This window comes from Paracoccus limosus (assembly GCF_009711185.1).
GTDB classification, from domain to species: domain Bacteria; phylum Pseudomonadota; class Alphaproteobacteria; order Rhodobacterales; family Rhodobacteraceae; genus Paracoccus; species Paracoccus limosus.
In genome coordinates this window covers 81,896-108,134 of the sequence record NZ_WMIF01000011.1, presented here as the reverse complement: position 1 = coordinate 108,134, position 26,239 = coordinate 81,896, and the positions used below count along the sequence as shown (strand labels likewise).

Annotated in this window: 28 protein-coding genes; 20 read left to right on the top strand and 8 right to left on the bottom strand. The window is 67.0% G+C overall.

Annotation, left to right across the window (positions count from 1 at the left end; genetic code table 11):
* Window positions 1-789, bottom strand: coding sequence for a hypothetical protein (locus GL279_RS09940; protein ID WP_155064472.1), 789 nt, complete (start codon window positions 787-789; stop codon window positions 1-3).
* Between the two features lie 116 nt (window positions 790-905).
* On the opposite strand from GL279_RS09940, the gene GL279_RS09935 reads away from it, so the two are divergent.
* The 6 genes from GL279_RS09935 to GL279_RS09910 all read left to right on the top strand — a co-directional run bounded on the left by GL279_RS09935 (window position 906) and on the right by GL279_RS09910 (window position 7,020).
* Window positions 906-2,132, top strand: a complete 1,227-nt coding sequence (locus tag GL279_RS09935) for an argininosuccinate synthase (RefSeq protein WP_155064471.1) — start codon at window positions 906-908, stop codon at window positions 2,130-2,132.
* Between the two features lie 108 nt (window positions 2,133-2,240).
* Window positions 2,241-2,720: a VOC family protein gene (locus tag GL279_RS09930; protein WP_155064470.1), complete on the top strand. Its 480-nt coding sequence runs from the start codon at window positions 2,241-2,243 to the stop codon at window positions 2,718-2,720.
* A 41-nt stretch (window positions 2,721-2,761) separates the two neighbouring features.
* Window positions 2,762-3,304, top strand: a complete 543-nt coding sequence (gene mog, locus GL279_RS09925; protein WP_155064469.1) for a molybdopterin adenylyltransferase — start codon at window positions 2,762-2,764, stop codon at window positions 3,302-3,304.
* A gap of 199 nt (window positions 3,305-3,503) precedes the next feature.
* Window positions 3,504-4,418 carry a DnaJ C-terminal domain-containing protein gene (locus GL279_RS09920; protein WP_155064468.1) on the top strand — a complete coding sequence of 305 codons (915 nt, stop codon included), beginning with the start codon at window positions 3,504-3,506 and terminating at the stop codon, window positions 4,416-4,418.
* Window positions 4,415-4,765 carry a hypothetical protein gene (locus GL279_RS09915; RefSeq protein ID WP_155064467.1) on the top strand — a complete coding sequence of 117 codons (351 nt, stop codon included), beginning with the start codon at window positions 4,415-4,417 and terminating at the stop codon, window positions 4,763-4,765. The genes GL279_RS09920 and GL279_RS09915 overlap by 4 nt, the downstream gene beginning before the upstream one ends.
* An 89-nt stretch (window positions 4,766-4,854) precedes the next feature.
* Window positions 4,855-7,020, top strand: a complete 2,166-nt coding sequence (locus GL279_RS09910) for an esterase-like activity of phytase family protein (RefSeq protein WP_155064466.1) — start codon at window positions 4,855-4,857, stop codon at window positions 7,018-7,020.
* Here GL279_RS09910 and GL279_RS09905 read toward each other — a convergent pair.
* The 3 genes from GL279_RS09905 to ccmI are packed head-to-tail and all read right to left on the bottom strand — an operon-like array spanning window position 6,998 to window position 8,904.
* Window positions 6,998-7,180: a DUF1289 domain-containing protein gene (locus tag GL279_RS09905; protein WP_155064465.1), complete on the bottom strand. Its 183-nt coding sequence runs from the start codon at window positions 7,178-7,180 to the stop codon at window positions 6,998-7,000. The two genes, GL279_RS09910 and GL279_RS09905, sit on opposite strands and share 23 nt — an antisense overlap.
* A gap of 33 nt (window positions 7,181-7,213) precedes the next feature.
* Window positions 7,214-7,684, bottom strand: coding sequence for a Holliday junction resolvase RuvX (gene ruvX / locus GL279_RS09900; protein ID WP_155064464.1), 471 nt, complete (start codon window positions 7,682-7,684; stop codon window positions 7,214-7,216).
* A complete protein-coding gene (gene ccmI, locus GL279_RS09895) occupies window positions 7,681-8,904 on the bottom strand; it encodes a c-type cytochrome biogenesis protein CcmI (protein WP_155064463.1) in 1,224 nt (407 codons plus the stop codon). The genes ruvX and ccmI overlap by 4 nt, the downstream gene beginning before the upstream one ends.
* Window positions 8,905-9,097: 193 nt before the next feature.
* On the opposite strand from ccmI, the gene GL279_RS09890 reads away from it, so the two are divergent.
* From GL279_RS09890 to der, 12 genes are all read left to right on the top strand, one after another.
* A complete protein-coding gene (locus tag GL279_RS09890) occupies window positions 9,098-10,369 on the top strand; it encodes a sarcosine oxidase subunit beta family protein (protein WP_155064462.1) in 1,272 nt (423 codons plus the stop codon).
* Window positions 10,370-10,523: 154 nt separating this feature from the next.
* Window positions 10,524-10,763, top strand: a complete 240-nt coding sequence (locus GL279_RS09885; protein ID WP_155064461.1) for a hypothetical protein — start codon at window positions 10,524-10,526, stop codon at window positions 10,761-10,763.
* 87 nt (window positions 10,764-10,850) lie between these two features.
* Window positions 10,851-11,195 carry a TfoX/Sxy family protein gene (locus GL279_RS09880; protein WP_155064460.1) on the top strand — a complete coding sequence of 115 codons (345 nt, stop codon included), beginning with the start codon at window positions 10,851-10,853 and terminating at the stop codon, window positions 11,193-11,195.
* Window positions 11,196-11,198: 3 nt separating this feature from the next.
* Window positions 11,199-11,567, top strand: a complete 369-nt coding sequence (locus tag GL279_RS09875) for a sarcosine oxidase subunit delta (RefSeq protein WP_155064459.1) — start codon at window positions 11,199-11,201, stop codon at window positions 11,565-11,567.
* Window positions 11,564-14,497 (top strand): sarcosine oxidase subunit alpha family protein, encoded by a 2,934-nt coding sequence (locus GL279_RS09870; protein WP_155064458.1) that lies wholly within the window; start codon window positions 11,564-11,566, stop codon window positions 14,495-14,497. Before GL279_RS09875 ends, GL279_RS09870 begins: the two co-directional genes overlap by 4 nt.
* On the top strand, window positions 14,490-15,008 hold the full coding sequence (locus GL279_RS09865) for a sarcosine oxidase subunit gamma (RefSeq protein ID WP_155064457.1): 519 nt from the start codon (window positions 14,490-14,492) through the stop codon (window positions 15,006-15,008). Before GL279_RS09870 ends, GL279_RS09865 begins: the two co-directional genes overlap by 8 nt.
* Before the next feature lie 73 nt (window positions 15,009-15,081).
* Window positions 15,082-15,519, top strand: coding sequence for a hypothetical protein (locus tag GL279_RS09860; RefSeq protein WP_155064456.1), 438 nt, complete (start codon window positions 15,082-15,084; stop codon window positions 15,517-15,519).
* Between the two features lie 140 nt (window positions 15,520-15,659).
* Window positions 15,660-16,259 (top strand): superoxide dismutase, encoded by a 600-nt coding sequence (locus GL279_RS09855; protein WP_155064455.1) that lies wholly within the window; start codon window positions 15,660-15,662, stop codon window positions 16,257-16,259.
* A 235-nt stretch (window positions 16,260-16,494) separates the two neighbouring features.
* Entirely contained in the window at window positions 16,495-17,400 is a 906-nt protein-coding gene (gene rarD / locus GL279_RS09850) for an EamA family transporter RarD (protein WP_155064454.1), read from the top strand.
* Window positions 17,401-17,483: 83 nt separating this feature from the next.
* Window positions 17,484-18,179, top strand: a complete 696-nt coding sequence (locus GL279_RS09845) for a tetratricopeptide repeat protein (RefSeq protein WP_155064453.1) — start codon at window positions 17,484-17,486, stop codon at window positions 18,177-18,179.
* Between the two features lie 71 nt (window positions 18,180-18,250).
* Window positions 18,251-19,573, top strand: a complete 1,323-nt coding sequence (locus GL279_RS09840) for a PQQ-binding-like beta-propeller repeat protein (RefSeq protein WP_155064452.1) — start codon at window positions 18,251-18,253, stop codon at window positions 19,571-19,573.
* Window positions 19,570-21,045 carry a ribosome biogenesis GTPase Der gene (der, locus tag GL279_RS09835; protein WP_155064451.1) on the top strand — a complete coding sequence of 492 codons (1,476 nt, stop codon included), beginning with the start codon at window positions 19,570-19,572 and terminating at the stop codon, window positions 21,043-21,045. The genes GL279_RS09840 and der overlap by 4 nt, the downstream gene beginning before the upstream one ends.
* 4 nt (window positions 21,046-21,049) lie before the next feature.
* On the opposite strand, the gene GL279_RS09830 is transcribed toward der, so the two are convergent.
* The 3 genes from GL279_RS09830 to GL279_RS09820 all read right to left on the bottom strand — a co-directional run bounded on the left by GL279_RS09830 (window position 21,050) and on the right by GL279_RS09820 (window position 23,581).
* A complete protein-coding gene (locus GL279_RS09830) occupies window positions 21,050-21,775 on the bottom strand; it encodes a hypothetical protein (protein ID WP_155064450.1) in 726 nt (241 codons plus the stop codon).
* Between the two features lie 84 nt (window positions 21,776-21,859).
* The gene (serS, locus tag GL279_RS09825) at window positions 21,860-23,152 is read right to left on the bottom strand and encodes a serine--tRNA ligase (protein ID WP_155064449.1); all 1,293 of its coding nucleotides are present in this window, start codon (window positions 23,150-23,152) and stop codon (window positions 21,860-21,862) included.
* 63 nt (window positions 23,153-23,215) lie between these two features.
* Entirely contained in the window at window positions 23,216-23,581 is a 366-nt protein-coding gene (locus tag GL279_RS09820; RefSeq protein ID WP_155064448.1) for a SoxS protein, read from the bottom strand.
* Window positions 23,582-23,727: 146 nt separating this feature from the next.
* Between GL279_RS09820 and meaB the strand changes: the two genes are divergently transcribed.
* Entirely contained in the window at window positions 23,728-24,687 is a 960-nt protein-coding gene (meaB, locus tag GL279_RS09815) for a methylmalonyl Co-A mutase-associated GTPase MeaB (protein WP_155064447.1), read from the top strand.
* A gap of 230 nt (window positions 24,688-24,917) precedes the next feature.
* On the top strand, window positions 24,918-25,193 hold the full coding sequence (gene rpmB, locus GL279_RS09810) for a 50S ribosomal protein L28 (RefSeq protein WP_155064446.1): 276 nt from the start codon (window positions 24,918-24,920) through the stop codon (window positions 25,191-25,193).
* A gap of 123 nt (window positions 25,194-25,316) precedes the next feature.
* On the opposite strand, the gene GL279_RS09805 is transcribed toward rpmB, so the two are convergent.
* On the bottom strand, window positions 25,317-25,946 hold the full coding sequence (locus GL279_RS09805; RefSeq protein ID WP_246175265.1) for an arylesterase: 630 nt from the start codon (window positions 25,944-25,946) through the stop codon (window positions 25,317-25,319).
* Window positions 25,947-26,239: the final 293 nt, after the last annotated feature.

The window sequence follows — 26,239 nt, the reverse complement described above, 5'->3', positions numbered from 1 at the left end:
TCAGCGTGTGCCCCCAATGACGTCCCGCCGATGGCAGGACAGGGCGATGATGCGCCGCTCGGCCGCGAGATAGCCCAGGACCTGCTCATCGCCCACAAAGGCCACGCGGGTCACGCCTGCGGGCCAGCCGGTGGTGTCGCAGCGGTGATCAGGGTGAAAATCGGTCGTGATCGCCACGCGGGTCACCAGAACGCGGGCACGTTGCTCCAGGTGCATGATCGAGCCGAGCGCCCAGCCGATCAGCACTGCGGCAATGCCATAGGTCAGCAGATCGCCCAGCAAGCGCCGGCCACCGATTTTCCCCAAGATCCCGGCCAGCAGGGTCCAGCTCACCAGAACGATCGTCACAGTGAACGCGACCAGCACCAGCACACTCAGCGCGCCCAGAAGCACACCGAGATAGCCTGCCACCATCAGGGCGGCCGGGAACAGATCAGGCGCCTCGCGAAAGATCGCATTCACCAGCCCTGCGGCGAAATACCGCCCGAACACCACCAGCGGCAGCGACGCCAGAAACGTGCCGGCCGCCACCCATCCCGGATGGAAGTTCCAGATATCGGGCACCCGGATCAGCCAGCAAAACACCAGCAGCAGTGGCGACAACGCGACGGCGCCGCCGATCAGGGTGCCTGTGACACCCGGCGGCGGGGCCAGCACCATGACCGCCAGACCAAGCCCCGCCAGCGATATCACCACCAACGACACGGGCAGGCAGGCCCGCCGCAACTGCCGCAATTTCTGCCGCTGTCCGATCCACCATGCCCGGAGGGCGCGCCCCTGATCCAGCATCCCGCTTCGCTTTCCACCGCCCCAGCAACGACAGGCCGTCTTATTCACGCCCTTCCTCTTGTGACAAGCGGCGAATGGCCCTATTCCCCTTCGAAATTCCACGAAGGGTTAACCGCATGTCCGACGCGCCGAAAAAAGTCGTCCTTGCCTATTCGGGCGGGCTCGACACCTCGATCATCCTGAAATGGCTGCAGACCGAATATGGCTGCGAGGTCATCACCTTCACCGCCGATCTGGGCCAGGGCGAGGAACTGGAACCGGCGCGCGCCAAGGCGGAACTGCTGGGCATCAATCCCGAGAACATCCATATCGTCGACGTGCGCGAGGAATTCGTGCGCGATTTCGTCTTCCCGATGTTCCGCGCCAATGCGGTCTACGAAGGCCTCTATCTGCTCGGCACCTCGATCGCGCGCCCGCTGATTTCGAAGCATCTGGTCGAGATCGCGCATCAGCACGGCGCCGATGCCGTGGCGCATGGCGCGACCGGCAAGGGCAACGATCAGGTCCGGTTCGAGCTGTCGGCGCTGGCGCTGGATCCGTCGATCCGGGTGATCGCGCCCTGGCGGGAATGGAACCTGAATTCGCGCACCAGCCTGATCGAATTCGCCGAACAGAACCAGATCCCGATCGCCAAGAACAAGCGCGGCGAAGCGCCGTTCAGCGTCGATGCGAACCTGCTGCACACCAGCAGCGAAGGCACCGTGCTGGAGGATCCGGCCGTCGAGGCGCCCGATTACGTCGCCCAACGCATCGTGGCCGTCGAGGACGCCCCGAATGAGCCCGAATTCATCGAAGTCACCTTCGAGCGGGGCGATGCCGTCGCCATCAATGGCGAGGCGCTGTCGCCTGCGACCATCCTGACCCGCCTGAACGAAATCGGCGGCAAGCATGGCGTCGGCCTGCTGGACTTCGTGGAAAACCGCTTTGTCGGCATGAAATCGCGCGGCGTCTATGAGACCCCCGGCGGCACCATCCTGCTGGAGGCGCATCGCGGCATCGAACAGATCACGCTGGACAGCGGCGCGGGCCACCTGAAAGATTCGATCATGCCGCGCTATGCCGAGCTGATCTACAACGGCTTCTGGTTCTCGCCCGAACGCGAGGCGCTGCAGGCGCTGATCGACAAAACGCAGGAGCATGTCACCGGCACCGTGAAGCTGAAGCTCTACAAGGGCTCGGTCCGCACGGTTGCGCGCTGGTCGGATCACTCGCTCTATAGCGAAAAGCACGTCACCTTTGAGGACGACGCCGGCGCCTATGACCAGAAGGACGCGGCGGGCTTCATCCGCCTGAACGCGCTACGCCTGAAACTGATTGCGGCCCGCAACGCCCGCGTCAAATAAGCGCACGTCCATCCAGATTCCCCAAGGCCGCGGCATCTGCTGCGGCCTTCTGCATGTCGCGGAACGCGACGCGCACCCCGGCGTTGTCCCGACAGGGAGGACAAACCGATGACGATTCCCGCAAACAGCGTCTGCCTGTGGTTCGACAGGGATGCCGAGGCCGCAGCACGCTTCTATACCGAGACCTTTCCCGACAGCCGGATCACGGCCATCTACAAGGCGCCCGGTGATTACCCCTCGGGCAAGGCGGGCGATGTGCTGGTGGTGAATTTCACCGTGCTCGGCATCCCCTGCATCGGCCTGAACGGCGGCCCGGTCTTTCACCACAGCGAGGCCTTCTCGTTTCAGATCGCGACCGCGGATCAGGCGGAAACCGACCGTTACTGGAACGCCATCACCGGCAATGGCGGTCAGGAAAGCGATTGCGGCTGGTGCAAGGACCGCTGGGGCATCTCGTGGCAGATCACGCCCCGGGTGCTGATCGAGGCCATGGCCGTCGGCGGAGACGAGGCCGCGCGGGCCTTTGCCGCGATGATGACGATGCGCAAGATCGACGTGGCCGCGATCGAGGCGGCACGGCGCGGCTAGCCCGCTTCCCTTTGCCGCCGACCGCGGTCAGGATGCGCGCCATGACCCAGGATACTCGCCCCGCCCGCATCGCCATCGTGACCGTCTCGGACCGCGCCTCGCGCGGCGAATACCCCGACAAGGGTGGCCCGGGGGCCGAGGACTGGCTGCGCGCCACCATCACCTCCCCCATGCAGATCACCCGCAGGATCATTCCCGACGGGCGCGCCAGCGTGGCAGAGACGCTGCGCCGGCTCTGCGATGTCGAAAACGCCGACCTGATTCTGATCACCGGCGGCACTGGTCCGGCCCCGCGCGACGAAACCCCCGAGGGCATGGGTGATATTATGGAAAAGGAACTGCCCGGCTTTGGCGAGGAAATGCGCCGTGCCAGCCTGCGCGAGGTGCCGACCGCGATTCTGTCGCGCCAGACGGCGGGCATTCGCGGCAAGACGCTGATGATCACCATTCCCGGCAAACCCTCGGCCATCGCCACCTGCCTTGATGCGGTCTTTGCGGCGGTGCCCTATTGCCTTGACCTGATCGGCGCCGCCCGGATCGAAACCGATCCCGCCCGCATCGCGGCATTCCGTCCCAAGGCCTGAGTTCTTTCGTGCCCAAATATCCCGGGGGGACGCACTTGCGCTCCCGTCGAGGGGGCACAAGGGCGTGGGGGCAGAGCCCCCGGCACCCCGCGCCCCGCCCTGCCGGATCTGGACAAATCACGCTGCCTCATGTCCCATGCGCGGAACGGGCGGCGCGACATGCGCGTTGCCCGCAAGACTTCTGAAAGGACGGAACGCGATGGCCGATGATCCCTACAAGGCGCTTGGGCTCAGCAAGACGGCAAGCCAGGACGAGATCAAAAAGGCCTATCGCAAGATTGCCAAGACCGACCACCCCGACCTGAATGCCGACCCGGCGGCGCATGAACGCTTCAAGGCGGCGGCGGCAGCCTATGACCTGCTGAAAGACCCCGAGCAGCGCGCCCGCTTCGACAAGGGCGAGATCGACGCCTCGGGGCAGGAACGGCCGCAGCGGCAATATTACCGCGATTACGCGCAGGCCGGCGACAATCCCTATCGTCAGGGCCAGCCGGATTTCGAGGATCTGTCGGACGTGTTCTCGGACCTGTTCGGCCAGCAGGGCTTTCGCGGCGCGCGCGGCGGCGGGGCGCGGAGTTTCGACATGCGCGGTCAGGATCAACGCTTCACGCTGGAAATCGACTTCATGACGGCGGCGCGCGGCGGCTCGACCCGGATCACCATGCCCGATGGCGCGGTGCTTGAGGTCAAGATCCCCGAAGGCGCCCGCGATGGCCAGATTATCCGGCTGCGCGGCAAGGGCGGCATCGGCATGGGCGAGGGCGCGCCCGGCGATGCGCTGCTGACGCTGGTGGTCGCGGATGATCCCGACTGGCGCCGCGACGGCGACGATGTGGAAACCACGCTGCCGATCTCGATCGATGAGGCGGTGCTGGGCGGCAAGGTCGAGGCCGAGACCATCGACGGGCCGGTCATGCTGACCGTGCCGCGCGGCGCCAGCTCGGGGCAAAAGCTGCGCCTCAAGGGGCGCGGCCTCAAGGGCGAGGGCGGCAAGCGCGGCGACCAGCATGTCGTGCTCAAGATCGTCATGCCGCCCAAGATCGACGACGAGCTTGCCAGCTTCATGGAAAAATGGCGCCAAGACCATGGCTATGACGCCAGGAGGGGAAAATGACTTCGCGACATTATACCCTGACCGAGGTGCTGCACCGGCTGCCCGGTATGGGGCAGCCGCAGCTGGACCACTATATCCGCGCCGGCGTCGTGGTGCCGGTGCAGTCGCAGACCGGCCCGCTGTTGCGCGAACTCGACATCGCCCGGCTCAATCTGGTGATGGAGCTGACCGAGGGCTATCACCTTGACGACGAGGCGCTGACGCTGGTGCTGTCGCTGGTCGATCAGCTGCACGGGCTGCGCGGCGATATGCGCGCCATGCTCGACGCCGTCGCGCGTGAGCCGGCCGAGACCCGGCTGCGGTTGAAAACCGCGATCCGCGAGGTGCGGGTGGTCCTGCGCGGCTGATCTGTCGCAAAACCGTCACCGCTTTGCCGGCGGCCTGTCATGCTGAACGGGCACATCCCCTGACGACACATAACCGTCCGAGGATTTCGATGCTGTTCCGCACCTTCTGTTCCATGCTGGCGCTTGGCGCTACCTGCCCGGCGCTGGCCGAACCCGTCTTCAACCGCATCTCCAGCTTTGCCACCGTGGACAACATGGCTGCGGGTGAGGATCGCGCCCGCCCCACCTCGGCCGAGATCATGACTGCGACGCCGGATGGCAACGAATTGATCTATTCCGACAGCCCGCTGGGGGCGATCGGCCTGATCGACATCACCGATCCCGCCGCTCCCAAGCCCTTGGGCAATATCGCCATGGACGGCGAGCCGACGACGACGGTGGTGCTGGGCGAAACCGCCTTTGTCGGGGTCAATACCTCGGAAAGCTACGTCAAACCTTCGGGCGTGCTGCGCTCGGTCGATCTGAAGACCAAGAAGGTGGTGGCCAGTTGCGATCTGGGCGGGCAGCCCGATTCGGTCGCGCTGTCGCCGAAACATGACATGATCGCGATCGCCATCGAGAACGAGCGCGACGAAGATGTGAATGACGGCGCCCTGCCGCAGATGCCGGCGGGCTTTGTTGTCCGCCTGCCGATCAAGGACGGCCAGCCGGATTGCGCGGGCAAGCAGGTGATCGAGCTGACCGGCCTGGCCGAGGTTTCGCCCGAGGATCCCGAGCCCGAATATGTCGACTTCAACGCCAATGGCGATCTGGTCGTCACGCTGCAGGAAAACAACCATATCGTGGTGATTGGCGCGGACGGCAAGATCGCCAGCCATTTCAGCGCTGGCAGCGTCGATCTGCAAGGTGTGGACACCGAAAAGGACGGCAAGCTGGACTTTACCGGCAGCCTCAAGGCCGTGGCGCGCGAGCCCGACACCGTGGCATGGCTGGACAATGACCATTTCGCCACCGCCAACGAAGGCGACTGGAAGGGCGGCTCGCGCGGCTTCACCATCTGGAAGCGCGACGGCAGCGTGGCCTATGATTCCGGTCCCGATTTCGAACATGCGCTGATCCGCATCGGCCATTACCCCGAACATCGTTCCGGCAAAAAGGGCGTCGAGCCCGAGGCGCTGAAGTTCGCCGAATTCGACGGCCAGAAGCTGCTGTTCGTCGGCTCGGAACGCGGCAATGCCATCGGCGTCTATGACGTGGCAAGCCCGGCCCAGCCGAAGCTGTTGCAGATCCTGCCCTCGGGCATCGCCCCCGAAGGGCTGGTGGCGATCCCGGCCCGCAACCTGATGGCCAGTGCCAATGAGGCCGATCTGGTCGAGGATGGCGGCGCCCGCGCCCATGTCATGCTCTATGAACGCGCCGAGGGCAAAGCCGCCTACCCGACGCTGGTCTCGGAAAAGCTGCTGGGTTGGGGTGCGCTGTCGGGCCTGACCGTCGATCCGGCCGATGCCTCGGTGCTTTATGCAATCAGCGACAGCGCCTATAAAGCGCAGCCCTCGATCTATCGCATCCAGACCGGGCAGCAGCCGGCCACGATCACCGACAAGATCGTGCTGACCAAGGATGGCGAGCCCGCGAAAAAGATCGACCTCGAAGGCATCGCCGCCGATGGCAAGGGCGGCTTCTGGCTGGCGTCTGAAGGCAACCCGGACCCGGAAAAGGCCGTGCCGCACCAGATCCTGCATGTGGACGCCAAGGGCGCGATCCAAAAACAGATCGAGCTGCCCGCCGATCTGGTCGCCGGTTCCACCCGCTTTGGCCTTGAAGGCATCGCGGTGGCTGCCGATGGCACGCTGTGGATGGCCGTGCAGCGCGAATGGAAGGACGATCCCAAGGGTCAGGTCAAGCTGCTGAACTTCAACCCCGAAACCGGCGCTTGGGCCGGCGTGCGCTATCCGCTGGACAAGGGCGAGGGCTGGGTCGGCCTGTCGGAACTGGCGATCCACGGCGACCGCATGTATCTAATCGAGCGGGACAATCTGGTCGGTCAGGCCGCAGCGCTGAAGCAGGTGACCTCGGTTGCGCTGAAGGATCTCAAGCCCGCGCCGCTGGGTGGCGATCTGCCGCTGGTCGAAAAGCGCGTCGAGCACGACCTGATCCCCGACCTGAAGCAATGGAAGGGCTATGTGCAGGACAAGGTCGAGGGCATGGCCATCACCCCCGATGGCACGGTCTGGACCGTGACCGACAATGACGGCGTGGACGATGCCTCGGGCGAAACGCTGCTGTGGTCGTTCAAGCTGGGGGCGGCGCAGTAAACCGCGCCTTGCGATCCGGCAGGCTGGCCATCACGGCCAGCCTTTCGGCCTCGGTCATGCCGCCCCAAGTCGCGATTTCATCAAGCGTGCGCCAGCAGCCCAGACACAGGCGGCTGGCGGGCTCGATCTGGCAGATCTTGATGCAGGGCGTGCTGACCATGGGTTGGGTGACCGGTGCGTGACGTGACGGGCCTCAGCCCGCCAGATAGCGCAGCCGGTCCAGCGCCCCTTGCAGGATGTAGCCCGCCGCGACCTGATCGATGACCTCGGCGCGGCGCTTGCGCGAGGTATCACCCTCGAGCAAGGCGCGTTCGGCGGCGACGGTGGACAGGCGCTCGTCCCAGAAGGCGATCGGCAGCGGCGTCAGCCGTTCCAGATTGCGGGCAAAGGCCCGGGTCGACTGCGCGCGCGGCCCCTCGCTGCCGTCCATGTTGAAGGGCAAGCCCAGCACGATGCCGACCAGCGCCCGTTCGGTGGTGATCTTCAGCAGGGCCTGCGCGTCCAGCGTGAATTTCTCGCGCCGGATCACCAGTAGCGGCGAGGCGACCGAGCGCAGACCGTCGCTGACCGCGACGCCGATGGTCTTGGTGCCCAGATCCAGCCCGGCCAGACCGCCGGTGCGGGGCAGGGCGGCGGCGAAATCCTCGATAGCGGTGCAGATCATTGCAGGCTCGCCTTTTTCGCTGCGGCCTCGATCACGGCCAGCCCTTCGGGCATGGCGGCAAAGCGCGTGCGCGCCTCGGCCAGAATGTCGCGGGCATGGGCGTCCTGCCCCATCACCACCAGCGCGCCGATCAGCCGCGCCCATTCCTCGGGCGTGCCGCCTTGGCTGGCCAGCCGGGTTTCAAGCCCCTTGACCATATTGCCGATCATCTCCTGACGCTGCGCCGGGGTCATTTCCTGCGCGGCGGCGACCGCTGCGGCATCCGGGCCGGGCAGGGCGCCCGGCGCAGCCGGGTCGGGCGGGGTGTAATCGGGCTGGCCCGCGAACCACGCCAGATCGGTGATCGAGGCGCGGATCGGCTGGATCCATGGCGCATTCTCGGGGCCTTCGGCCAGCAGCGTCGCCCAGATCGGAAAGGCGCGGTCGGGCCGCCCGTTCTGGATCTGCAACAGCCCGGCCATGAAGCGCGCCTGCGGGTTCTGCGGGTCCAGTTGCAGCGCCCGCGCCATCTCGATCTCGGCGTCGCGGGTGATCAGCCCGCCGGCGGCCTCGACGGCCAGCGCGGCCAGCCGGGCGTGATCGGTGGCCTCGGCCTTGTCGCCCTTGACCGCGACCAGCCGGGCCTGCGCCTCTTTGGCGGCGACCAGATTGCCCAGACGTTCTTCGTGCTCGGCCAGCAGCTCCAGCCCGCGCGTGTCATCGGGGTGCTGCGCCACGGCGCTGCGCAATTGCGCGATCAGCGCCAGATATTCGGCATCGGGCGTCGGGCGCTGCGGCTGCGGCGCGGATTTCTCGGCCTCGGCCTGCGTCGGGCGGCGGTCGTAGCTGGCCTGCGCCTGCGCGATGCGGGCGGCGATCGGCTCGTCGGGCCGGTCCGGCGCGCCGAGCTGGCGGTAAAGCAGGGCCGCGCCCGCCAAAAGGACCAGCAGCACCAGCGCCGCCACCGGGCCGCCGGGATTGCGCACACCGGTGGTTTCGCGTTGCAGGGCGCGGTCGGCGGCCAGCACCTTGCGGCCGATCTCGGCGCGCAGCCGCTCGGCCTCGGCCGGTTCGATCAGCCGGCGCTCGACATCGCGGCCGACCTCGCGCAGCTGGTCGCGATAGACCCGCAGGTCATAGGCCGCCGCCGGCTCCTGACCGGTTGCGCGCCGGCGCAGCAAGGGCGCGGCAACCGCCGCAGCCACCGTCAGCGCCAGTGCAGCGCAGATGATCCAGAACATCGCTCACTCCCATGCGGCCCCCGGTGTCATAGCCGGTTTGGCCGTCGCGAAACAGTCAAAGCCCTGCGACATTAGATACGGAACATCTGCGCCGCGGACTGACGCATTCTGACAATTTTCCCGTCGCAACTCGGCTTGCCCGAAAGCCGGGAAAATCAGACTGTAGCTTCCGACGAGTCGCGAGAGGTCCAGCATGTCCGCATCCCCCACCAACAGCACCGGAAAATATTCGGTCTTCGCCATCGCGCGCGAGGCGATGCGCCTGCACAGCGGATGGAAACGGGCCTGGCAGAGCCCCGAGCCCAAGAAGAAATACAAGGTCGTCATTATCGGCGCCGGCGGTCATGGCCTGGCCACCGCCTATTATCTGGGCAAGAACCACGGCATCACCGATATTGCCATCATCGAAAAAGGCTGGCTGGGCGGCGGCAACACCGGCCGCAACACCACCATCATCCGCTCGAACTATCTGCAGGATCCTTCGGCGGCGATCTTCGACAAGGCGCTGAAGCTTTACGAGGGCCTGTCGCAGGACCTGAACTACAACGTCATGTTCAGCCCGCGCGGCCTGCTGATGCTGGCCCAGACCGAGCATGAGATCCGCGGCTACAAGCGCACGGTCTATGCCAACCAGCTGCAAGGCGTGGCGACCGACTGGGTCAGCCCGCAGCAGATCAAGGAAATGCTGCCGATCATCAATATCGACGGCCCGCGCTATCCGGTTCTGGGCGGTCTTTATCAGGCCCGCGGCGGCACCGCGCGCCATGACGCCGTGGCCTGGGGTTATGCCCGCGCCTGTTCGGCCATGGGTATGGACATCATCCAGAACTGCGAAGTCACCGGGGTCGAGACCGCCAACGGTCAGGTCAAGGCCGTGAACACCGGCAAGGGTCGCATCGAATGCGACAAGCTGGCCATCGTCGTCGCCGGCCACTCCTCGGTCGTGGCCGAGATGGCGGGCTTCCGTCTGCCGATCGAATCCGTGGCGCTGCAGGCGCTGGTCTCTGAACCGATCAAGCCCTGCTGCGATCTGGTCATCATGGCCAACACCGTCCACGGCTACCTGTCGCAATCCGACAAGGGCGAGATGGTGATCGGCGGCGGCACCGACGGTTTCAACAACTATTCGCAGCGCGGCTCGTGGCAGCATGTCGAGGAAACCGTGCGCGCCCTGATCGAAACCTTCCCGATGCTGTCGCGGCTGAAGATGCTGCGGCAATGGGGCGGCATCGTGGACATGACCGGCGACCGCTCGCCGATCCTGTCGAGCACGCCGGTCGGCAATATCTTCGTCAACTGCGGCTGGGGCACCGGCGGCTTCAAGGCGATCCCCGGCTCGGGCTGGGCGATGGCCGAGCTGGTGGCCAATGGCCGTCCCGGCCCGCTGGCGGCCGAGTTCGGGCTGAACCGCTTCCGCGAAGGCCGCTTCATCGACGAAAGCGTCGCCGCCGGGGTGGCGCACTGATGCAACCCCTGCGCGTATTCACGCTTTGCCCCAATCTGGATGGGCCGTTTCCCGCCCATTTTGGGGTGCGGCGGAAAAACGTGCAAATTCAATGGAACTCTTGCCCGAAAGGGGGCTTAATTGGGCATGTCACCATGACCAAGGAGTTCCCAACATGGCCGAACAGAACAAGAGCAACCTGTGGCTCATCATCGGCGCGATCGTCGTCGTGCTGGCCATCGTTTACTGGTTCATGTCTGCGGGCACCCCGCCGGCCACTGCGCCTGAACCGGCCACCACTTCGGCGCCCGCTGCCCCTGCTGCCGGCACCGATGGCGCCGTCAGCGTCGAGCCTGCTGCCCCGGCAACCCCGGAAACGACCGCTCCGGCCACTCCCGCTCCGTCCAGCAACTGACGGATCGGCGGCGGCTGCGGCTGCCGCAACGCTTCTGGCCCGGGGAAGCATCGCTTCCTCGGTGCCTGCCGGCCCGGAGGCGCTGTGATGGTGCGCGATCCGGGGCTGGAAGAAATGCTGCACGAGGATCTGGCGGCGCTTGAGGTCGAAGCCTCGCGCCTGACCGAAAAGCCGATGTTCGGCGGCCTGTGCTTTCTGCTCGATGGTCACATGCTTTGCGCCTGCCGCGAGGACCGTGCGATGTATCGCGTCGGTCGCGCGCATGAAGCGCAGGCGCTGGCGCTGGCCGATACCAGACGCATGGTCCACAACCGCCGGGAATATCCCGGCTGGGCCTGGCTGACCGGCGAATCCCTTTCCAATGACAAGACGCGTGCCCGGCTGACCGCCTGGGCGCTGGATACCGTGCGGGCCCTGCCGCCCAAGGAGTGATGCATGCTGACCCTGACCTGTCCCTATTGCGGCAATGCCGCCGAAGAGACCGAACTGGCCCCCGGCGGCGAGGCGCATCTGAAACGCTTTGGCCCCGGCTCGTCGGACGAACAGTTCGAGGACTATCTTTTCGCCCGCAAGAACCCCAAGGGCGTGCATTTCGAACGCTGGCGCCATGCCTATGGCTGCGGCAAGTGGTTCCTGGCCGCGCGTGACACGGTGACGCTGGAGGTCTTTGGTACCTACAAGGCCCAGACCCCGAACCCGACCCCCGAGATCGTGGCTGCGGTCCAGGCCAAGCGGCCGAACTGGACGCCCGACTGGACCTCCACCCCTGCAACGACCACCTCCGCCGAAAGCCTGACCGAATGAGCGATAACGGACCCTTCCGCCTTTCCCGGGGCGGCCGCCTGATCGACCGCGCCTATCAGCTGCCCTTCCGCTTTGACGGTCGCCAGATGCGCGGCGTGCAGGGCGACACCATCGCCTCGGCGCTGCTGGCGAATGGCCAGCTGATGATGGGCCGCAGCTTCAAATACCACCGCCCGCGCGGTCCCGTCGCCTCGGGCGCCGAGGAACCCAACGCGCTGCTGGGTCTGGGGCAGGGCGGCCGGTTCGAACCGAACCAGCGCGCCACCACGACGCCGCTGGTCGGCGGCATGGTCACGACCAGCCAGAACTGCTGGCCCAGCCTGAACTTCGACATCGGCGCGGTGAACAACAAGCTGTATCGCTTCCTGCCGGCGGGCTTTTACTACAAGACCTTCATCCATCCGCGCCCGGCATGGAAACACCTGTTCGAGCCGATCATCCGCCGTTCGGCCGGTCTGGGCAAGGCCCCGACCGAGGGCGATCTGGACACTTATGAACAGGCCTATGGCCATGCCGATCTGGTCGTGGTCGGCGGTGGCATCGCCGGTCTGACGGCGGCACTGGAAGCGGGCCGCACCGGCAAGACCGTCACCCTGCTGGAGCAGACGCCGCAATTCGGCGGCCGCACGCCCACCGACCATGCCGATGGTCAGGCCCGCATCGACGCTCTGCTGGCCGAGCTGCACGCCCTGCCCAACGTCACCCTGCGCCGCAATACCATGGCGACCGGGCTTTACGATCACGGCTATCTGATCGCCCGCGAGGCGCTGGCCGACCATGATCCGAACGCCGGTATCCCGCGCCAGCGCCTGTGGCGCATCCGCGCCGGCCATGTCGTCGTCGCTTCGGGCGCGCTGGAACGTCCGCTGAGCTTTGCCGGCAACGACGTACCGGGCGTGATCCTCGCCTCGGCCGTGCGTGACTTCGTCGACCTTTACGGCGTGGCGCCGGGTCGCAACCTGGTCGTCGTGACCAACAACGACGATGCCTATCGCACCGCGCTGACCGCGCTGGATGCGGGTCTGGCCGTGGCCGCCGTCATCGACGCCCGGCCCACTGCGCAGGGCGCCCTGCCCGAAGCGGTGCGGGCGCGCGGCGTGCGCGTGCTGACCGGCAGTGCCGTTGCCGGCATCAAGGGTGGCCAAGCGGTCGAGGGCGTCAAGCTTTGCGCCCATTCCGGCTCGGGCGACGTGACCGAGGTCATCGCCGCCGATTGCGTCGCCATGTCGGGCGGCTGGTCGCCGGTGGTCCATCTGTGGAGCCATTGCGGCGGCAAGCTGAGCTGGTCCGAGGACCGGGCGATGTTCTATCCCGATCTGGCCCGTCCGCCGACCGGCGCCGATGGCGCGGCGATGGCGACCCCGCTGGGCGCCGCTGCCGGCGATCTGACCGTCGCCGAGGTGACCGGCGCGGTGGCCGAACAGCCGCTGCTGCCCGTCTGGGTCATGCCGGTGAACGCCACCCGCAAGATGAAGTTCAAGATGTGGCTGGATTTCCAGAACGACGTGAAAGTGTCGGACGTGGAACTGGCCGCGCAAGAGGGCTACCAGTCGGTCGAGCACACCAAGCGCTATACCACGCTGGGCATGGCCACCGACCAAGGCAAGGTCAGCAACATCAACGGTCTGGCGGTTCTGTCCAAGGCGCTGAACCAGCCGATCCCGGCGACCGGCACCACGACCTTCCGTCCGCCCTATACCCCCCTCACTCTGGGCACCATCGGTGCCGAGGCGCGGGGCGAGCTGTTCCAGCCGCTGCGCAAGACCGACATCCACGGCTGGCATGAAAGCAATGGCGCTTTCTTCGAGCCGGTCGGCCACTGGCGCCGCCCCTATTGCTATCCGAAGGCGGGCGAAAGCCATCACGATGCCGTGGCACGCGAGATCCGCGCGGTGCGCGCCTCGGTCGGCACGCTGGACGCCTCGACGCTGGGCAAGATCATCGTCAAGGGGCCGGATGCCGGCAAGTTCCTCGACATGATGTATACCGGCCTGATGTCGACGCTGCCGGTCGGCAAATGCCGCTATGGCCTGATCTGCAACGAAAACGGCTTCCTCGTGGATGACGGCGTGGCGGCGCGCCTGTCCGAGGACACCTGGCTGGTGCACACCACCACCGGCGGCGCCGACCGCATGCACGCCCATATGGAAGACTGGCTGCAATGCGAATGGTGGGACTGGAAGGTCTATACCGCCAACGTCACCGAGCAATGGTCGCAGGTCGCCGTGGTCGGCCCCAAGGCCCGCGTGCTGCTGGAACGTCTGGGCGGGACCATCGACCTTTCGGCCGAGGCGCTACCCTTCATGGGCTGGGCCGAGGGCGAGATCGCCGGCATCCCGGCGCGGATCTTCCGCATCAGCTTCTCGGGCGAGCTTTCCTTCGAGGTCGCGGTGCCCGCCAAGCGTGGCCGCGAGTTCTGGGAAAAGCTGCATGAGGCCGGTCGCGATCTCGGCATCACCCCCTACGGCACCGAAGCCATGCACATCATGCGCGCCGAAAAGGGCTTCATCATGATCGGCGACGAAACCGACGGCACCGTGATCCCGCAGGATCTGGGCATGTCCTGGGCGATTTCCAAGAAAAAGCCCGACTACATCGGCAAGCGTGCCCAGGAGCGCAGCTTCATGTCCTCGCCCGAGCGCTGGAAGCTGGTCGGTCTGGAAAGCGTCGACGGACGTGTTCTGCCCGATGGCGTCTATGCCGTGGCCGAAGGCAGCAACGCCAATGGCCAGCGCAACACGCAAGGTCGCGTGACCTCGACCTATATGTCGCCGACGCTGAACCGGCCGATCGCGATGGGTCTGGTGCTGCATGGCCCGAACCGCATGGGCGAGGTGCTGGAATTCCCGGTGCAGGGCGCGGAAACCTACAAGGCGCGGATCGTCGATCCGGTGTTCTACGACAAGGAAGGGAGCCGGGCGAATGGCTGAGGCGCTGGCGAAAATCACCGAACTCAAGGATCTGGGCATGGTCCAGATCCGCGCCGACCTTGTGCGGGCGGGCGATGCCATCGCCGCCGCCACCGGGCTGGCGATGCCGGCCGCGAATGCGACGGTCACGGATGGCGCGCGCACCCTGTGCTGGATGTCGCCCGACGAGCTGCTCTTGGTCCTGCCCAAGGCCGAGGCCCGCGAGGCCACGCAGGCTCTGGCCGACGCGCTGTCGACCGAACATGCGCTGGTGCTGGATGTCAGCGACATGCGCGCGGCCTTTGCCATCGAGGGCGCGCGGGCTGCGCAGGCGCTGGCCAAGCTTTGCCCTGCCGATATCGCCGCCATGCCTGCCGACGGCATCCGCCGCACCCGTGCGGCGCAGGTCGCCTGCGGCATCTGGCGCCGGGGCGAGGGCTTCGTGCTGATCGGCTTCCGCTCGGTCGGCGATTACATCGGCGGCCTTCTGCGCGGTGCGGCACGGCCGGGCACGGAACTCGATCCGCGCTGATCGCCGCTTCGTGTGTTTGCGGGCGGCGCGAGGCAGGGGTATGGCAGGCCGAACACCTGCCGGAGCCCCCGCCATGCGCCGCCTTTTCCTTGCCCTTGCCCTGATCGCCGCCGGCCCCGCTGGCGCGCAGGAATTCGGCGCAGCGCCACCGCCCAAGGTGATGATGTGCCGGCTGCAGGATGACAGCGGCACCGGCTGGGTGCCCGATTTCCTGATGCTGACCCGACAAACCGCCGGACCGCACAGCGGCCGGATCGAGGTCTTTGACCCGATCCTGCAACGGCTGGTGCGCCGCCCGGTCCCGGCCTCAGTCACCGCCGATGATGCGGCCGCGCGCAGCTATGGCTGGGCGCTTTCGGGGGTGCGCAACCAGTCGGGGCAATATGCCGCCCGGCTGGACTATCGGCTGACGGTGCGCAAGGTCGATGGCCATGCCTGGCTGACCGTCAGTGCCCAAGGCTATGAAAACACCATGCAGGGGCAGGGCAACTGCATGTCGCCTCAGGACTGAGGGCGATATGGCGCGCCGTCGCCCGGAACCCATGTGCGGGCCGGGCGTTGGCCCGCGACGGTCCGTGCAGGTCGGGGCTTCCCACCCGCCTGTGCCTGTGCCAGAAACCGTGATCGAAACTGCTGGAAAGGAACTCGAAAATGGCCTTTACCCTTCCCGATCTGCCCTATGCCCATGACGCGCTCGCCGCAGGTGGCATGTCCAAGGAAACGCTGGAATATCACCACGACAAGCACCACAAGGCCTATGTCGACAAGCTCAACGAGCTGGTCGCCGGCACCGAGTGGGACGGCAAGAGCCTTGAGGACATCGTGACCGGCACCTACCAGTCCGGCGCGGTTGCCCAGAACGGCATCTTCAACAATGCCAGCCAGCACTGGAACCACAGCCAGTTCTGGGAAATGATGGGCCCGAACGCCGGCGCCATCCCGGGCGCGCTGGAAAAGGCGCTCACCGAATCCTTCGGCTCGGTCGACGACTTCAAGAAGAAATTCTCGGAAGCCGGTGTCGGCCAGTTCGGTTCGGGCTGGGCTTGGCTCGTCAAGGACAAGGACGGCAGCCTCAAGATCACCAAGACCGAAAACGGCGTGAACCCGCTGTGCTTCGGCCAGACCGCGCTCCTGGGCTGCGACGTGTGGGAGCACAGCTACTACATCGACTTCCGCAACGCGCGTCCGAAATATCTGGAAAACTTCCTCAACAATCTGGTGAACTGGGAAAACGTGGCCTCGCGCCTCTGACCCGACCCGGCATGACGATCGAAAGGCCCGCCCCACCCGGCGGGTCTTTTTCTTTCGTGGCGAAATATCCCGGGGGAACGTCCTGCCGGCCCCGTCGAGGGGCCGGCAGGACGTGGGGGCAGAGCCCCCGGGCCAACCTTGCCACCAAGGCGAATCCGGCGCATCACGGAACCCGGCGCGCCACAGGCCAGCGCGTCACGGGCCAGCCGCAGGCCCGCGCAAAAGGGATCACGACATGAGCGAATGGGGCAAGGGCTTCTGGGCGATCATTCTCGTCTGCGTCACATGGGGCCTGTCGCCGATCTATTACCGCGAGCTGGCCGGCGTGCCCGTGCTCGAGGTGCTGGCGCATCGCACGCTCTGGTCGCTGGTCTTTTTCGTCGCGTTGCTGGCATGGCAGGGCAGGCTGGGCGAATTCTGGCAGGCGGCGACCGGGCCACATGCCCCGCGCGTGGCGCTGGCGGCGCTGCTGGTCTCGGCCAATTGGGGTCTGTTCATCTGGTCGGTGCAGGCTGGCCATGTCGTGCAAAGCTCGCTTGGCTATTACATCTTTCCATTGGTCACCGTGGCCCTGGGCCTTGTGGTCTTTGGCGAGCGGCTGAGTCTGGCGCAGGGGCTGGCGGTGATGATCGCGCTGGCGGCGGTGGTGATCCTGACCATCGGCCTTGGCGTTGCGCCCTGGATCAGCCTTGGGCTGGCCATCACCATGGGGCTTTACGGGATGGTCAAGAAATCCCTGCCGCTGGGCCCGGTGCTGTCGGTCGCCTGCGAGGTGGCGCTTCTGGCGCCGCTGGCGCTGGGATGGCTGGCGCTGCAGGCCCTGGGCTGGCTGCCGCAAGGCTGGCTGCATCCGCTGGCCTTTGGCGCCTCGGCGCGCATCAGCGGGCTTTTGGTGTTTTCCGGCGTCATCACCGCGCTGCCCTTGGTGCTCTTTGCCTATGCGACGCGGCGGATCGAGCTGACCACCGTAGGGCTGATGTTCTATCTGAACCCGACGCTGCAATTCCTTTGCGCCGTGCTGATCTTTGGCGAGCCGTTCACGCGCTGGCACATGATCGCCTTTGCCATGATCTGGGGGGCGCTGGCGCTGTATTCCGGGGCCAGCCTGCGCCAGTCGCGCCCGCCACGCCGGGTCCCGTGATCGGGCCGCGCGCGCCCGGCATTGGCAAAAGGCAGAAAGCCCGTATAGAACAGCGCCAAAGAAAAGGATGACGCGGGAACGACATGGCCAACCAGAACGACAGCTTCATCGACGAGGTGACCGACGACCTGCGCCGCGACCGGCTGTTCCGGGCGTTCCGCCGCTTTGGCTGGATCGCTGTTCTGGCCATCGTCGCACTGGTCGGCAGCGCTGCCTGGCGCGAATACAGCCGCAACCGCGACGAAAAGGCCGCGCAGGCCTGGGGGGACGCGGTGCTGGCGGCCCAGCAGGCGCCCGATCAGGTCGCGGCGCTGTCGGGCATCGACGCGGACGGCTCGACCGGCCGGGCCTTGGTCACGCAGATGCTGGCCGCCGGGGCCGAGGCAGATGCCGGCCTGACCCAGAAGGCCGCCGACCGGCTTGAAACCGCGGCGGCGACCGTCGCAAGCGATCCGATCCTGCACGATCTGGCGCTGCTCAAGGCGGTGATGCTGGCTGGCACCTCGATGGATGCGGCGCAGCGCGATTCGATCCTTTCGCAGCTGTCCAAGCCCGGCGCGCCCTATGAGCTGCTGGCGCTGGAACAAAAGGCCATCGCGCTGATCGGCGCCGACCGCAAGGATGATGCCGTGGTGCTGATCCGGCAGATCCAGCAAAAGGACGGGCTCTCCGAGCCCTTGCGTCGCCGGCTTGGCGAGATGATGATCACGCTTGGCGCCGCGCCCGAGCCGCAGGACGGACCCGGACCCCAGACCATGACGGTGGCTCCGGCGAACTGAGGCGCCGGACCAGGACGAAGCAGGCCGGCCCGCAGCAAATGCAGGGCGTGCCGGTCAAAGAGGAGACAGCAATGACCCGGTTGCCCCTGATCGCCGCCTTGGCGGGGCTGACGGCCCTGAGTGCCTGCCAGAACAAGGACGTGATCCTGCCCGGTGAACGGCTGGACCCGCGCGCGGTATTCTCGCCCGATGGCGGCGCGGTCGTGGGCGCCCCGGCGCCGGTCTCGGCCGCGCTGCACCTGCCGCCGGTGCGCGGCAATACCGACTGGCCGCAGCGCGCCGGCTCGGCCAGCCATGCCTCGGGCAATATGGCCTTGGGCCAAGGCACCAACCGGATCTGGTCGGCGGCGATCGGCACACCCTCGGACCGGCGCCACCGCGTCACCGCCGATCCGGTGGTGGCGGGCGGGCTGATCTTTACGCTCGACAGCGAATCCACCGTGACCGCCACCACCACCGGCGGCGGCCGGGTGTGGAGCGTCGATCTGCGCCCTGCCGGCGAATCCGAACGCAGCGTCTCGGGCGGCGGTGTCGCCTATGAGGGCAACCGCGTCTTTGTCACCACCGGCTATGGCGAGCTGGTCGCCATGGACCCGCGCGGCGGTGCCGTCGCATGGCGGCAAAAGGTCGATGCCCCGGTCAGCGGTGCGCCGACGGTGCAGGATGGCGTGGTCTATCTGGTCGGGCGCGATGCGCAGGGCTGGGCGGTGCGCGCCAGCGACGGCAAGGTGCTGTGGCGCGTGTCAGGCACCGATGGCATGGCCGGCGTCATGGGCGTCGCCGCCCCGGCGATTCAGGGCGGCACCGTGGTCTTCCCGTTCTCGAACGGCGGACTGATGGGCGTCGAGGCGAAATCCGGCAACCAGCTCTGGACCGCCAATGTCGGCGGCTCGCGGCTGGGCCGTTCGATCGCGCTGTTCCGCGACATGACCGGCGATCCGGTCATCGCCGGCGACACGATCTATGCCGGCACCAGCTCGGGCAAGGTCGGTGCCTATGACCTGACGACCGGAATGCAGAAATGGGAGGCGCCCGAGGGCGCGTCGAGCCCGGCGCTGGTGGCCGGCAATTCCGTGTTCCTCGTCAACGATCAGGCGCAGCTGATCCGGCTGGATGCCGCCACCGGCGGCCGGGTCTGGGCCCAGAAGCTGCCCTATTTCACCAAACAGATCGTGCGCAAGCAGGACAAGGTCTGGAACCACTATGGCCCGGTGCTGGCCGGATCAAAGCTTTACCTTGCCGGCTCGGACGGCTATCTGCGCGTCTTCGACCCCGCTTCGGGCGCTCTGATCGGCACGGCCGAGATTCCGGGCGGCGCCGCTGCGGCCCCGGCTGTCGCGGGCCAGACCCTTTATGTCGTCACCCATGGCGGCCAGTTGATCGCATACAGATGAGCTTTACCCTCGCCATTGTCGGGCGGCCGAATGTCGGCAAGTCCACCCTGTTCAACCGTCTGGTCGGCAAACGGCTGGCGCTGGTCGATGACCAGCCCGGCGTGACCCGCGACCTGCGCGAAGGGCAGGGGCGTCTGGGCGACCTGCGTTTCATCGTGGTCGATTCGGCCGGTCTGGAAATGGCCGATGACGACAGCCTGCAAGGCCGCATGCGCCGCCTGACCGAGCGCGCTGTGGACGAGGCGGACGTCTGCCTGTTCGTGATCGACGCCCGCATCGGTGTCACGGCAGCCGACGAGTATTTTGCCGAGATCCTGCGCCGCCGCGCCAAGCACGTCATTCTGGCTGCCAACAAGGCCGAGGGCCGTGCGGGCGAGGCCGGCGCGATGGAGGCCTATGCCCTTGGTTTGGGCGAGCCTCTGCGCGTCTCGGCCGAGCATGGCGAGGGCATGGACGACCTTTACCGCGCGCTGCTGCCGCTGGCCGAGCAGTTCGAGGCGGCGAATGTCCAGCAGGCGCCGGAAACCGACGTCGACCTGTCCGAGGATGACGACGAGGACGACGACGAAAGCTGGCGGCCCTCGGCTGCCAAGCCCCTGCAGATCGCGGTGATCGGCCGTCCCAATGCCGGCAAATCCACGCTGATCAACAAGATCATCGGCGAGGACCGGCTACTGACCGGCCCCGAGGCCGGGATTACCCGCGATTCGATCAGCGTCAGCACCGATTTCATGGGCACGCCGATCCGCATCTTTGACACCGCCGGCATGCGCAAAAAGGCGCGGATCACCGACAAGGTGGAAAAGCTGTCGGTGGCTGACGGCTTGCGCGCCGTGCGCTTTGCCGAGGTGGTCGTGGTGTTGCTGGACGTGGGTATCCCGTTCGAACAGCAGGACCTGCGCATCGCCGATTTCGCCGAGACCGAGGGCCGCGCCGTGGTCATCGCCGCGAACAAATGGGATCTGGAAGAGGACAAGCCGCACAAGCTCAACGAGCTGCGCGAGGCCTTTGAGCGGCTCTTGCCGCAGCTCAAGGGCGCGCCTCTGGTCACCGTCTCGGCCCGCACGGGCAAAGGGCTGGACCGGCTGCACAATGCCATCCTCAAGGCGCATGAGGTCTGGAACCGCCGCGTGCCGACCGCGCGTCTGAACCAGTGGCTGGGCGCGATGACCGAGGCGCATCCGCCGCCGGCACCGGGCGGCCGCCGTATCCGCCTGCGCTACATGACGCAGGTGAAAACCCGGCCGCCGGCCTTCGTGGTGATGGCGACGCATACCGACAAACTGCCCGACAGCTATCAGCGCTACCTGATCAACGGCTTGCGGGTGGATTTCGACATGCCCGGCACGCCGATCCGGCTGACGTTCCGCGATCAGGGGGCGAAGAACCCCTACAAGGAAAAAGCCAACAAGATCAATCAGTCCGGCGCCCTGTCCAAGCACAAGCACCGGCAGAAGCCCAAGGGCGAATAGCCTTTTAGGTCGAGGCCTGCACCAGCGCCACGGCAATGACCGCGATGGCCAGCACCGCCATTGCGGCCAGCCCGATGCTGGCCAGCATCGCCCCCGCTGCAATGGCGATCAGCCCCCAGATTAGTGCGATGCTGTAGGAAATTGTCCGGCCCAGCCGCAGCTGTATATTGACGCTCAGCAGTGTCGCCAGCATCAGGCTGATGGCGGCGGCCAGCAGCGGCGGCGCACCCAGCCGGTATTGCAACACCGATGCCAGCATCGCCATCCCGGCCAGCGTCGCCCAACCGGCGGCAAAGGCCAGAGTGGCGCTGCTGCGACCCCGTCCGTCATGGCGCAGCCCGGCCAGCGCCGCGCGCAGCAGCGCCACCAGCATCAGCCCCGCCAGAGCCAGCGCCGCGACCGGCTGGTGCAGTTCCAGCCAAGGCCAGAAGGCACCGGCCAGCAGCCCGACCTCCAGCGGGCCCTGTGCTGGCGCGGCCTCCGGGTCTTGGCGGCGCAGCGCGTGATAAAGCAGCCCGCAGCCCAGAACCGCCATCAGCGACAGCGCCACCGGCGATTGCGGCGCCAGCAGCAGATCGACCATGTCGATGGGGTTGTCGGCCATCGGCGTGGCCAGCGCATCATCCGGGGCCAGATGCGGCGCGTTCAACAGGCTCAGCCCGTGCAGCAGCAGGCTGGCGATGAACGCCAGCACTGCGCCGATCAGCAGGGGTGTTCCTCTGCGCCTCATGCAAGCCGAACGTTGCCGGCCATGGGCAGGTTGCGCGGATTCGCGGCCGCCTTGAAAATTCCCGCTAAGGTTGTGGCGCCGGCCTCAGGCCAGCGTGCCGTCCGCCGCCAGCCGGGTCTTGCCGCCCAGATAGGGGTGCAGCGCCTGCGGCAGCTCGACCGAGCCATCTTCCTGCTGGCCGTTTTCCAGCACCGCGATCAGCGTGCGCCCGACCGCCAGACCCGAGCCGTTCAGCGTGTGCACGAACTCGGGCTTGCCGCCGCCTTCCGGGCGATAGCGGGCGTTCATGCGCCGCGCCTGGAAATCGCCGCAATAGCTGACGCTGGAAATCTCGCGATACTTATCCTGACCGGGCAGCCAGACCTCGAGGTCATGCGTGATGCGGGCGCCAAAACCCATGTCGCCGCCACACAGCACGATGGTGCGATAGGGCAGGCCCAGCCGCTCCAGCACCGCCTCGGCGCATTTCGTCATCCGGCCATGCTCGGCCAGACCGCTTTCGGCATCGGTGATCGAGACCATCTCGACCTTCTCGAACTGGTGCTGGCGCAGCATGCCGGCGGTATCGCGCCCGGCGCTGCCCGCCTCCGAGCGGAAGCACTGGCTATGCGCGACCATGCGACGCGGCAGGCTGGCCGCCTCGACGACATCGCCGTTCACGGTATTGGTCAGCGTGACCTCCGAGGTCGGGATCAGCCACCAGCCCTCGCGGGTCTGATAGCTGTCTTCGCCGAATTTCGGCAGCTGACCGGTGCCATACATCATGTCCGACAGCACCAGCACCGGGGTCCAGGTCTCTTCCAGCCCATGCTCGCTGCTGTGCAGGTCCAGCATGAATTGCGCCAGCGCGCGCTGGACGCGGGCGACGCCGCCCTTCAGCACGACGAAACGCGCGCCCGACAGCTTGGCGGCGGTCTCAAAGTCCATGCCCGGCTTGACGCCCGCGATCTCGAAATGCTCGCGCGGGGCGAAGTCAAAGGCGCGCGGCGTGCCCCAGCGGCGGATTTCGACGTTGTCATCCTCGTCCTTGCCGGGGGGCACGCTGTCGACGGGCAGGTTCGGGATGGTCAGCAGCAGGTCGCGCAACTGGGCGTCCAATGCGGTCGCCTCGGCCTGCATGGCGGCAACCTCGTCCTTCTTGGCGCTGACAAAGGCGCGCAGCCGTTCGAATTCCGCCTCGTCGCCGCGTCCCTTGGCGGCGCCGGCTTCCTTGCTGGCCTTGTTCTGCTCGGCCTGCGCGGCCTCGGCGCTGGCGATGCGGGCACGGCGGTCGGCATCCAGCGCCAGAATCCCGGGCGAAACCGGCGCCAGATTGCGCAGGGCCAGCGCCGCGTCAAAGGCGGCAGGGTTTTCGCGGATGGCGCGGATGTCGTGCATGATGCTTCCCTCGGACAGGTTCTGCCGATCCAGATAGCGCAAGCCCCGGCGGGGCGAAAGCCTTCAGCCCAAGCCCCGCGCCTGGGCGAGCATGTGCTGCAACACCGCAAAGAACCGCGTCGCACCCGGATAACCCTCGAATCGCGCCATTTCGATGCCATCGCGAAGCAGGATAAAGCTCGGCGTCAGCCATGGCATGCGGTCCAGTGCCAGCCCGTCGGGATAGGGGCCGTCCACATCCACCATGAACAGCGGCGCCGCCCGCCCCTCGGGATGCTGGCCATAGACCGGCCCGATCTCGCGGTCCCATTGCGCGCAATAGACGCAGCCCTTGCGGCGCACCATCATCAACCGCAGCGCAGGGGCAGCCTGCGCAGGCCGCACCGCAAGGATGGCCAGACCGGCCAGCAGGATCCGTCGTCTCAACATGGCGCCGGACCCTATGCCCGCCCCGGCAATGGCGCAAGCGCGGCGTTTACAGTTCTTTCGTGGACAAATATCCACGGGGGCGTGGGGGCAGTCAGCCCCCACATGAAACGCAGGCCGGGAACCGCATAAGATCGGGAGCGCAAGAGATGGATGAACTGACCGATCCCTTGATCCGGGGCGACCGCCGTGCCTTGTCACGCGCCATCACGCTGGTCGAAAGCACCCGCGCCGATCACCGCACCCGGGCCTTGGCGCTGCTGGCGGAACTGCCGTCGCGGCAGGCGCTGCGCATCGGGCTTTCGGGCACGCCGGGCGTCGGCAAATCCACCTTCATCGAGGCCTTCGGCAAGATGCTGACCGCTCAGGGCCTGCGCGTCGCGGTGCTCGCGGTCGATCCCAGCTCGGCGCGTTCGGGCGGCTCGATCCTTGGCGACAAGACCCGGATGGAACTTCTCAGCCGCGATCCCAATGCCTTCATCCGCCCCTCGCCCTCGCGCGCGGAGCTGGGCGGCGTCGCGCGCCGCTCGCGCGAAACCGTGCGGCTTTGCGAGGCGGCGGGTTTCGACGTCGTGCTGATCGAGACGGTGGGCGTGGGCCAGTCCGAAACGCTGGTGGCCGAGATGTCGGACCTGTTCATCCTGCTCCTGGCCCCCGCCGGTGGCGATGAGCTGCAAGGCGTCAAGCGCGGCATCATGGAGATCGCCGACCTGATCCTTGTCAACAAGGCTGATGGCGCGCTGCGCGACACGGCCCTGCGCACGGTGGCCGATTACGCGGGTGCGTTGCGGCTCTTGCGCAAGCGGCCCCATGACCCCGAGGGCTTCCCCAAGGCGCTGCCGGTCTCGGCCTATTCGGGTGAGGGGCTGGATCTCGCCTGGGCCGAGATGACGGCACTGGCCGATTGGCGCCGGAACGGGGGGCATTTCGAGGCCCGCCGCTCCGAACAGGCCCGGCATTGGTTCCTGTCCGAGCTGCGCGCCGGTCTGTTGGCGCGGCTGGAACAGCCGCAGGTCCGCGCCCGCCTGCGCGAGACGGGCGAAGCCGTGGCGCGGGGCGAAGCTGATCCCGACAGCGCCGCGCAGGCCATGCTGGACTGGCTGGCCTGACCGCGATTCGCCGTCACGGAGGGCGTCATTGGGGCTGGACAGGCGCGGCGCCATGCCGCAATCCCTGCAAGCCTTGGGGTTTCGCCGGGCATCGGGGCACAAACCCCGGCGAAAAGGCTTGACCTCTGCGCCATCTGCGCGTATTTCCCCGCAGACCTAATTCCGGGCGCTGCCTCGCGGCGCCCTTTCATATTGCGGGCAACCGCTCAACGAATCGAAGGAACAAGATCATGTCGCGCGTTTGCGAACTGACCGGCAAGGGCCCGATGAGCGGCAACAACGTGTCCCACGCCAACAACAAGACCCGCCGCCGGTTCCTGCCGAACCTGAACGAGGTCTCGCTGATCTCGGACAAACTGGGCCGTAGCTACCAGCTGCGCATCTCGGCCGCCGCGCTGCGCTCGGTCGACCACCGTGGTGGTCTGGACGCCTTTTTGGCGAAAGCCAGCGACACCGAGCTGTCGGACCGCGCCCTGAAGATCAAGCGCGAACTGGCCAAAGCCTGATTCGCCCAAGGATAGCGGCGGGCTGGACGATTCGCAGCCCACGCCGATCCTGATCGCGCCCTGCCGGTAACGGCGGGGCGTTTCGCATTCCGGTCCGGCGAACCCGACCTGCGGTCCGCCGCCTCAGCTGCCGTCGGCGTCGGGCAGGCTGACCTTGGCCAGCAATGCCTCGACCTCGGGCCCCAAAGCTCCCACGATCAGATCGACGCCGGCGGCCGAGGCATGCACGCCATCGCCCTGCAGCAGCTCCGACCAGCGCGTCCGGGGCTGCGCCACCAGCGGCGCATAAAGGTCGGGATAGAGCAGGGTGCCGTGGCGCTGCGCCAGACGCGGCCAGATCGCCGCCCATTCGGCCTGCTCAACGGCACCAGCGCGCGGGTTGGCGATGCCGACCAGCAACAGCGGCATGTCCTTTTGCCCGGCCTGCGACAGGATCGAGCCGAGGTTGCCCTCGGCCGCCCTGACGCCCAGCCCGGCGATCATGTCATTGCCGCCCAGCTCGACCATCACCGCATCGGGGTGGTGGCGCGCCATCGAATAGCCGATGCGCACGCGTCCGCCGGCGGTGGTGTCGCCCGACAACCCGCCGTTCAGCACCACCACGTCATGGCCACGATCGCGCAGCCATGATTGCAGGCGCGGCACCAGCCCCTCGCTGGGCTTCAGCCCATATCCTTCGGTCAGGCTGTCGCCAAAGGCCAGCAAACGGATCTGCCGCGCCTGCGCCGGATTGGGGGCAGGCAAAGTCAGCATCAGGGCAAAAGCCACAGAAAAAGCGCGCAGGAACATGCGAATCGATACGATCTTGCCTAAGGTTACATGGCCGGGCCCGCTGCCCGCGCCGCTGCGGCCAGCCTAGCAGAAATCGCACCGGAATGGGAACCGCCCGGTCCGCGGGTGCCGCGCCATTGCAACCCTGCCCGGAAATCCGCCCGCGTTGCCTGCCGCCCCGGCACTGCTGCCTGCCGCCCCGCGATGCAAAGCGGGCACGTTTGCCCGGCCAATGCAGGGCGTCATGGCGCTTTGAGTTGATTGCCCGCGAGCAA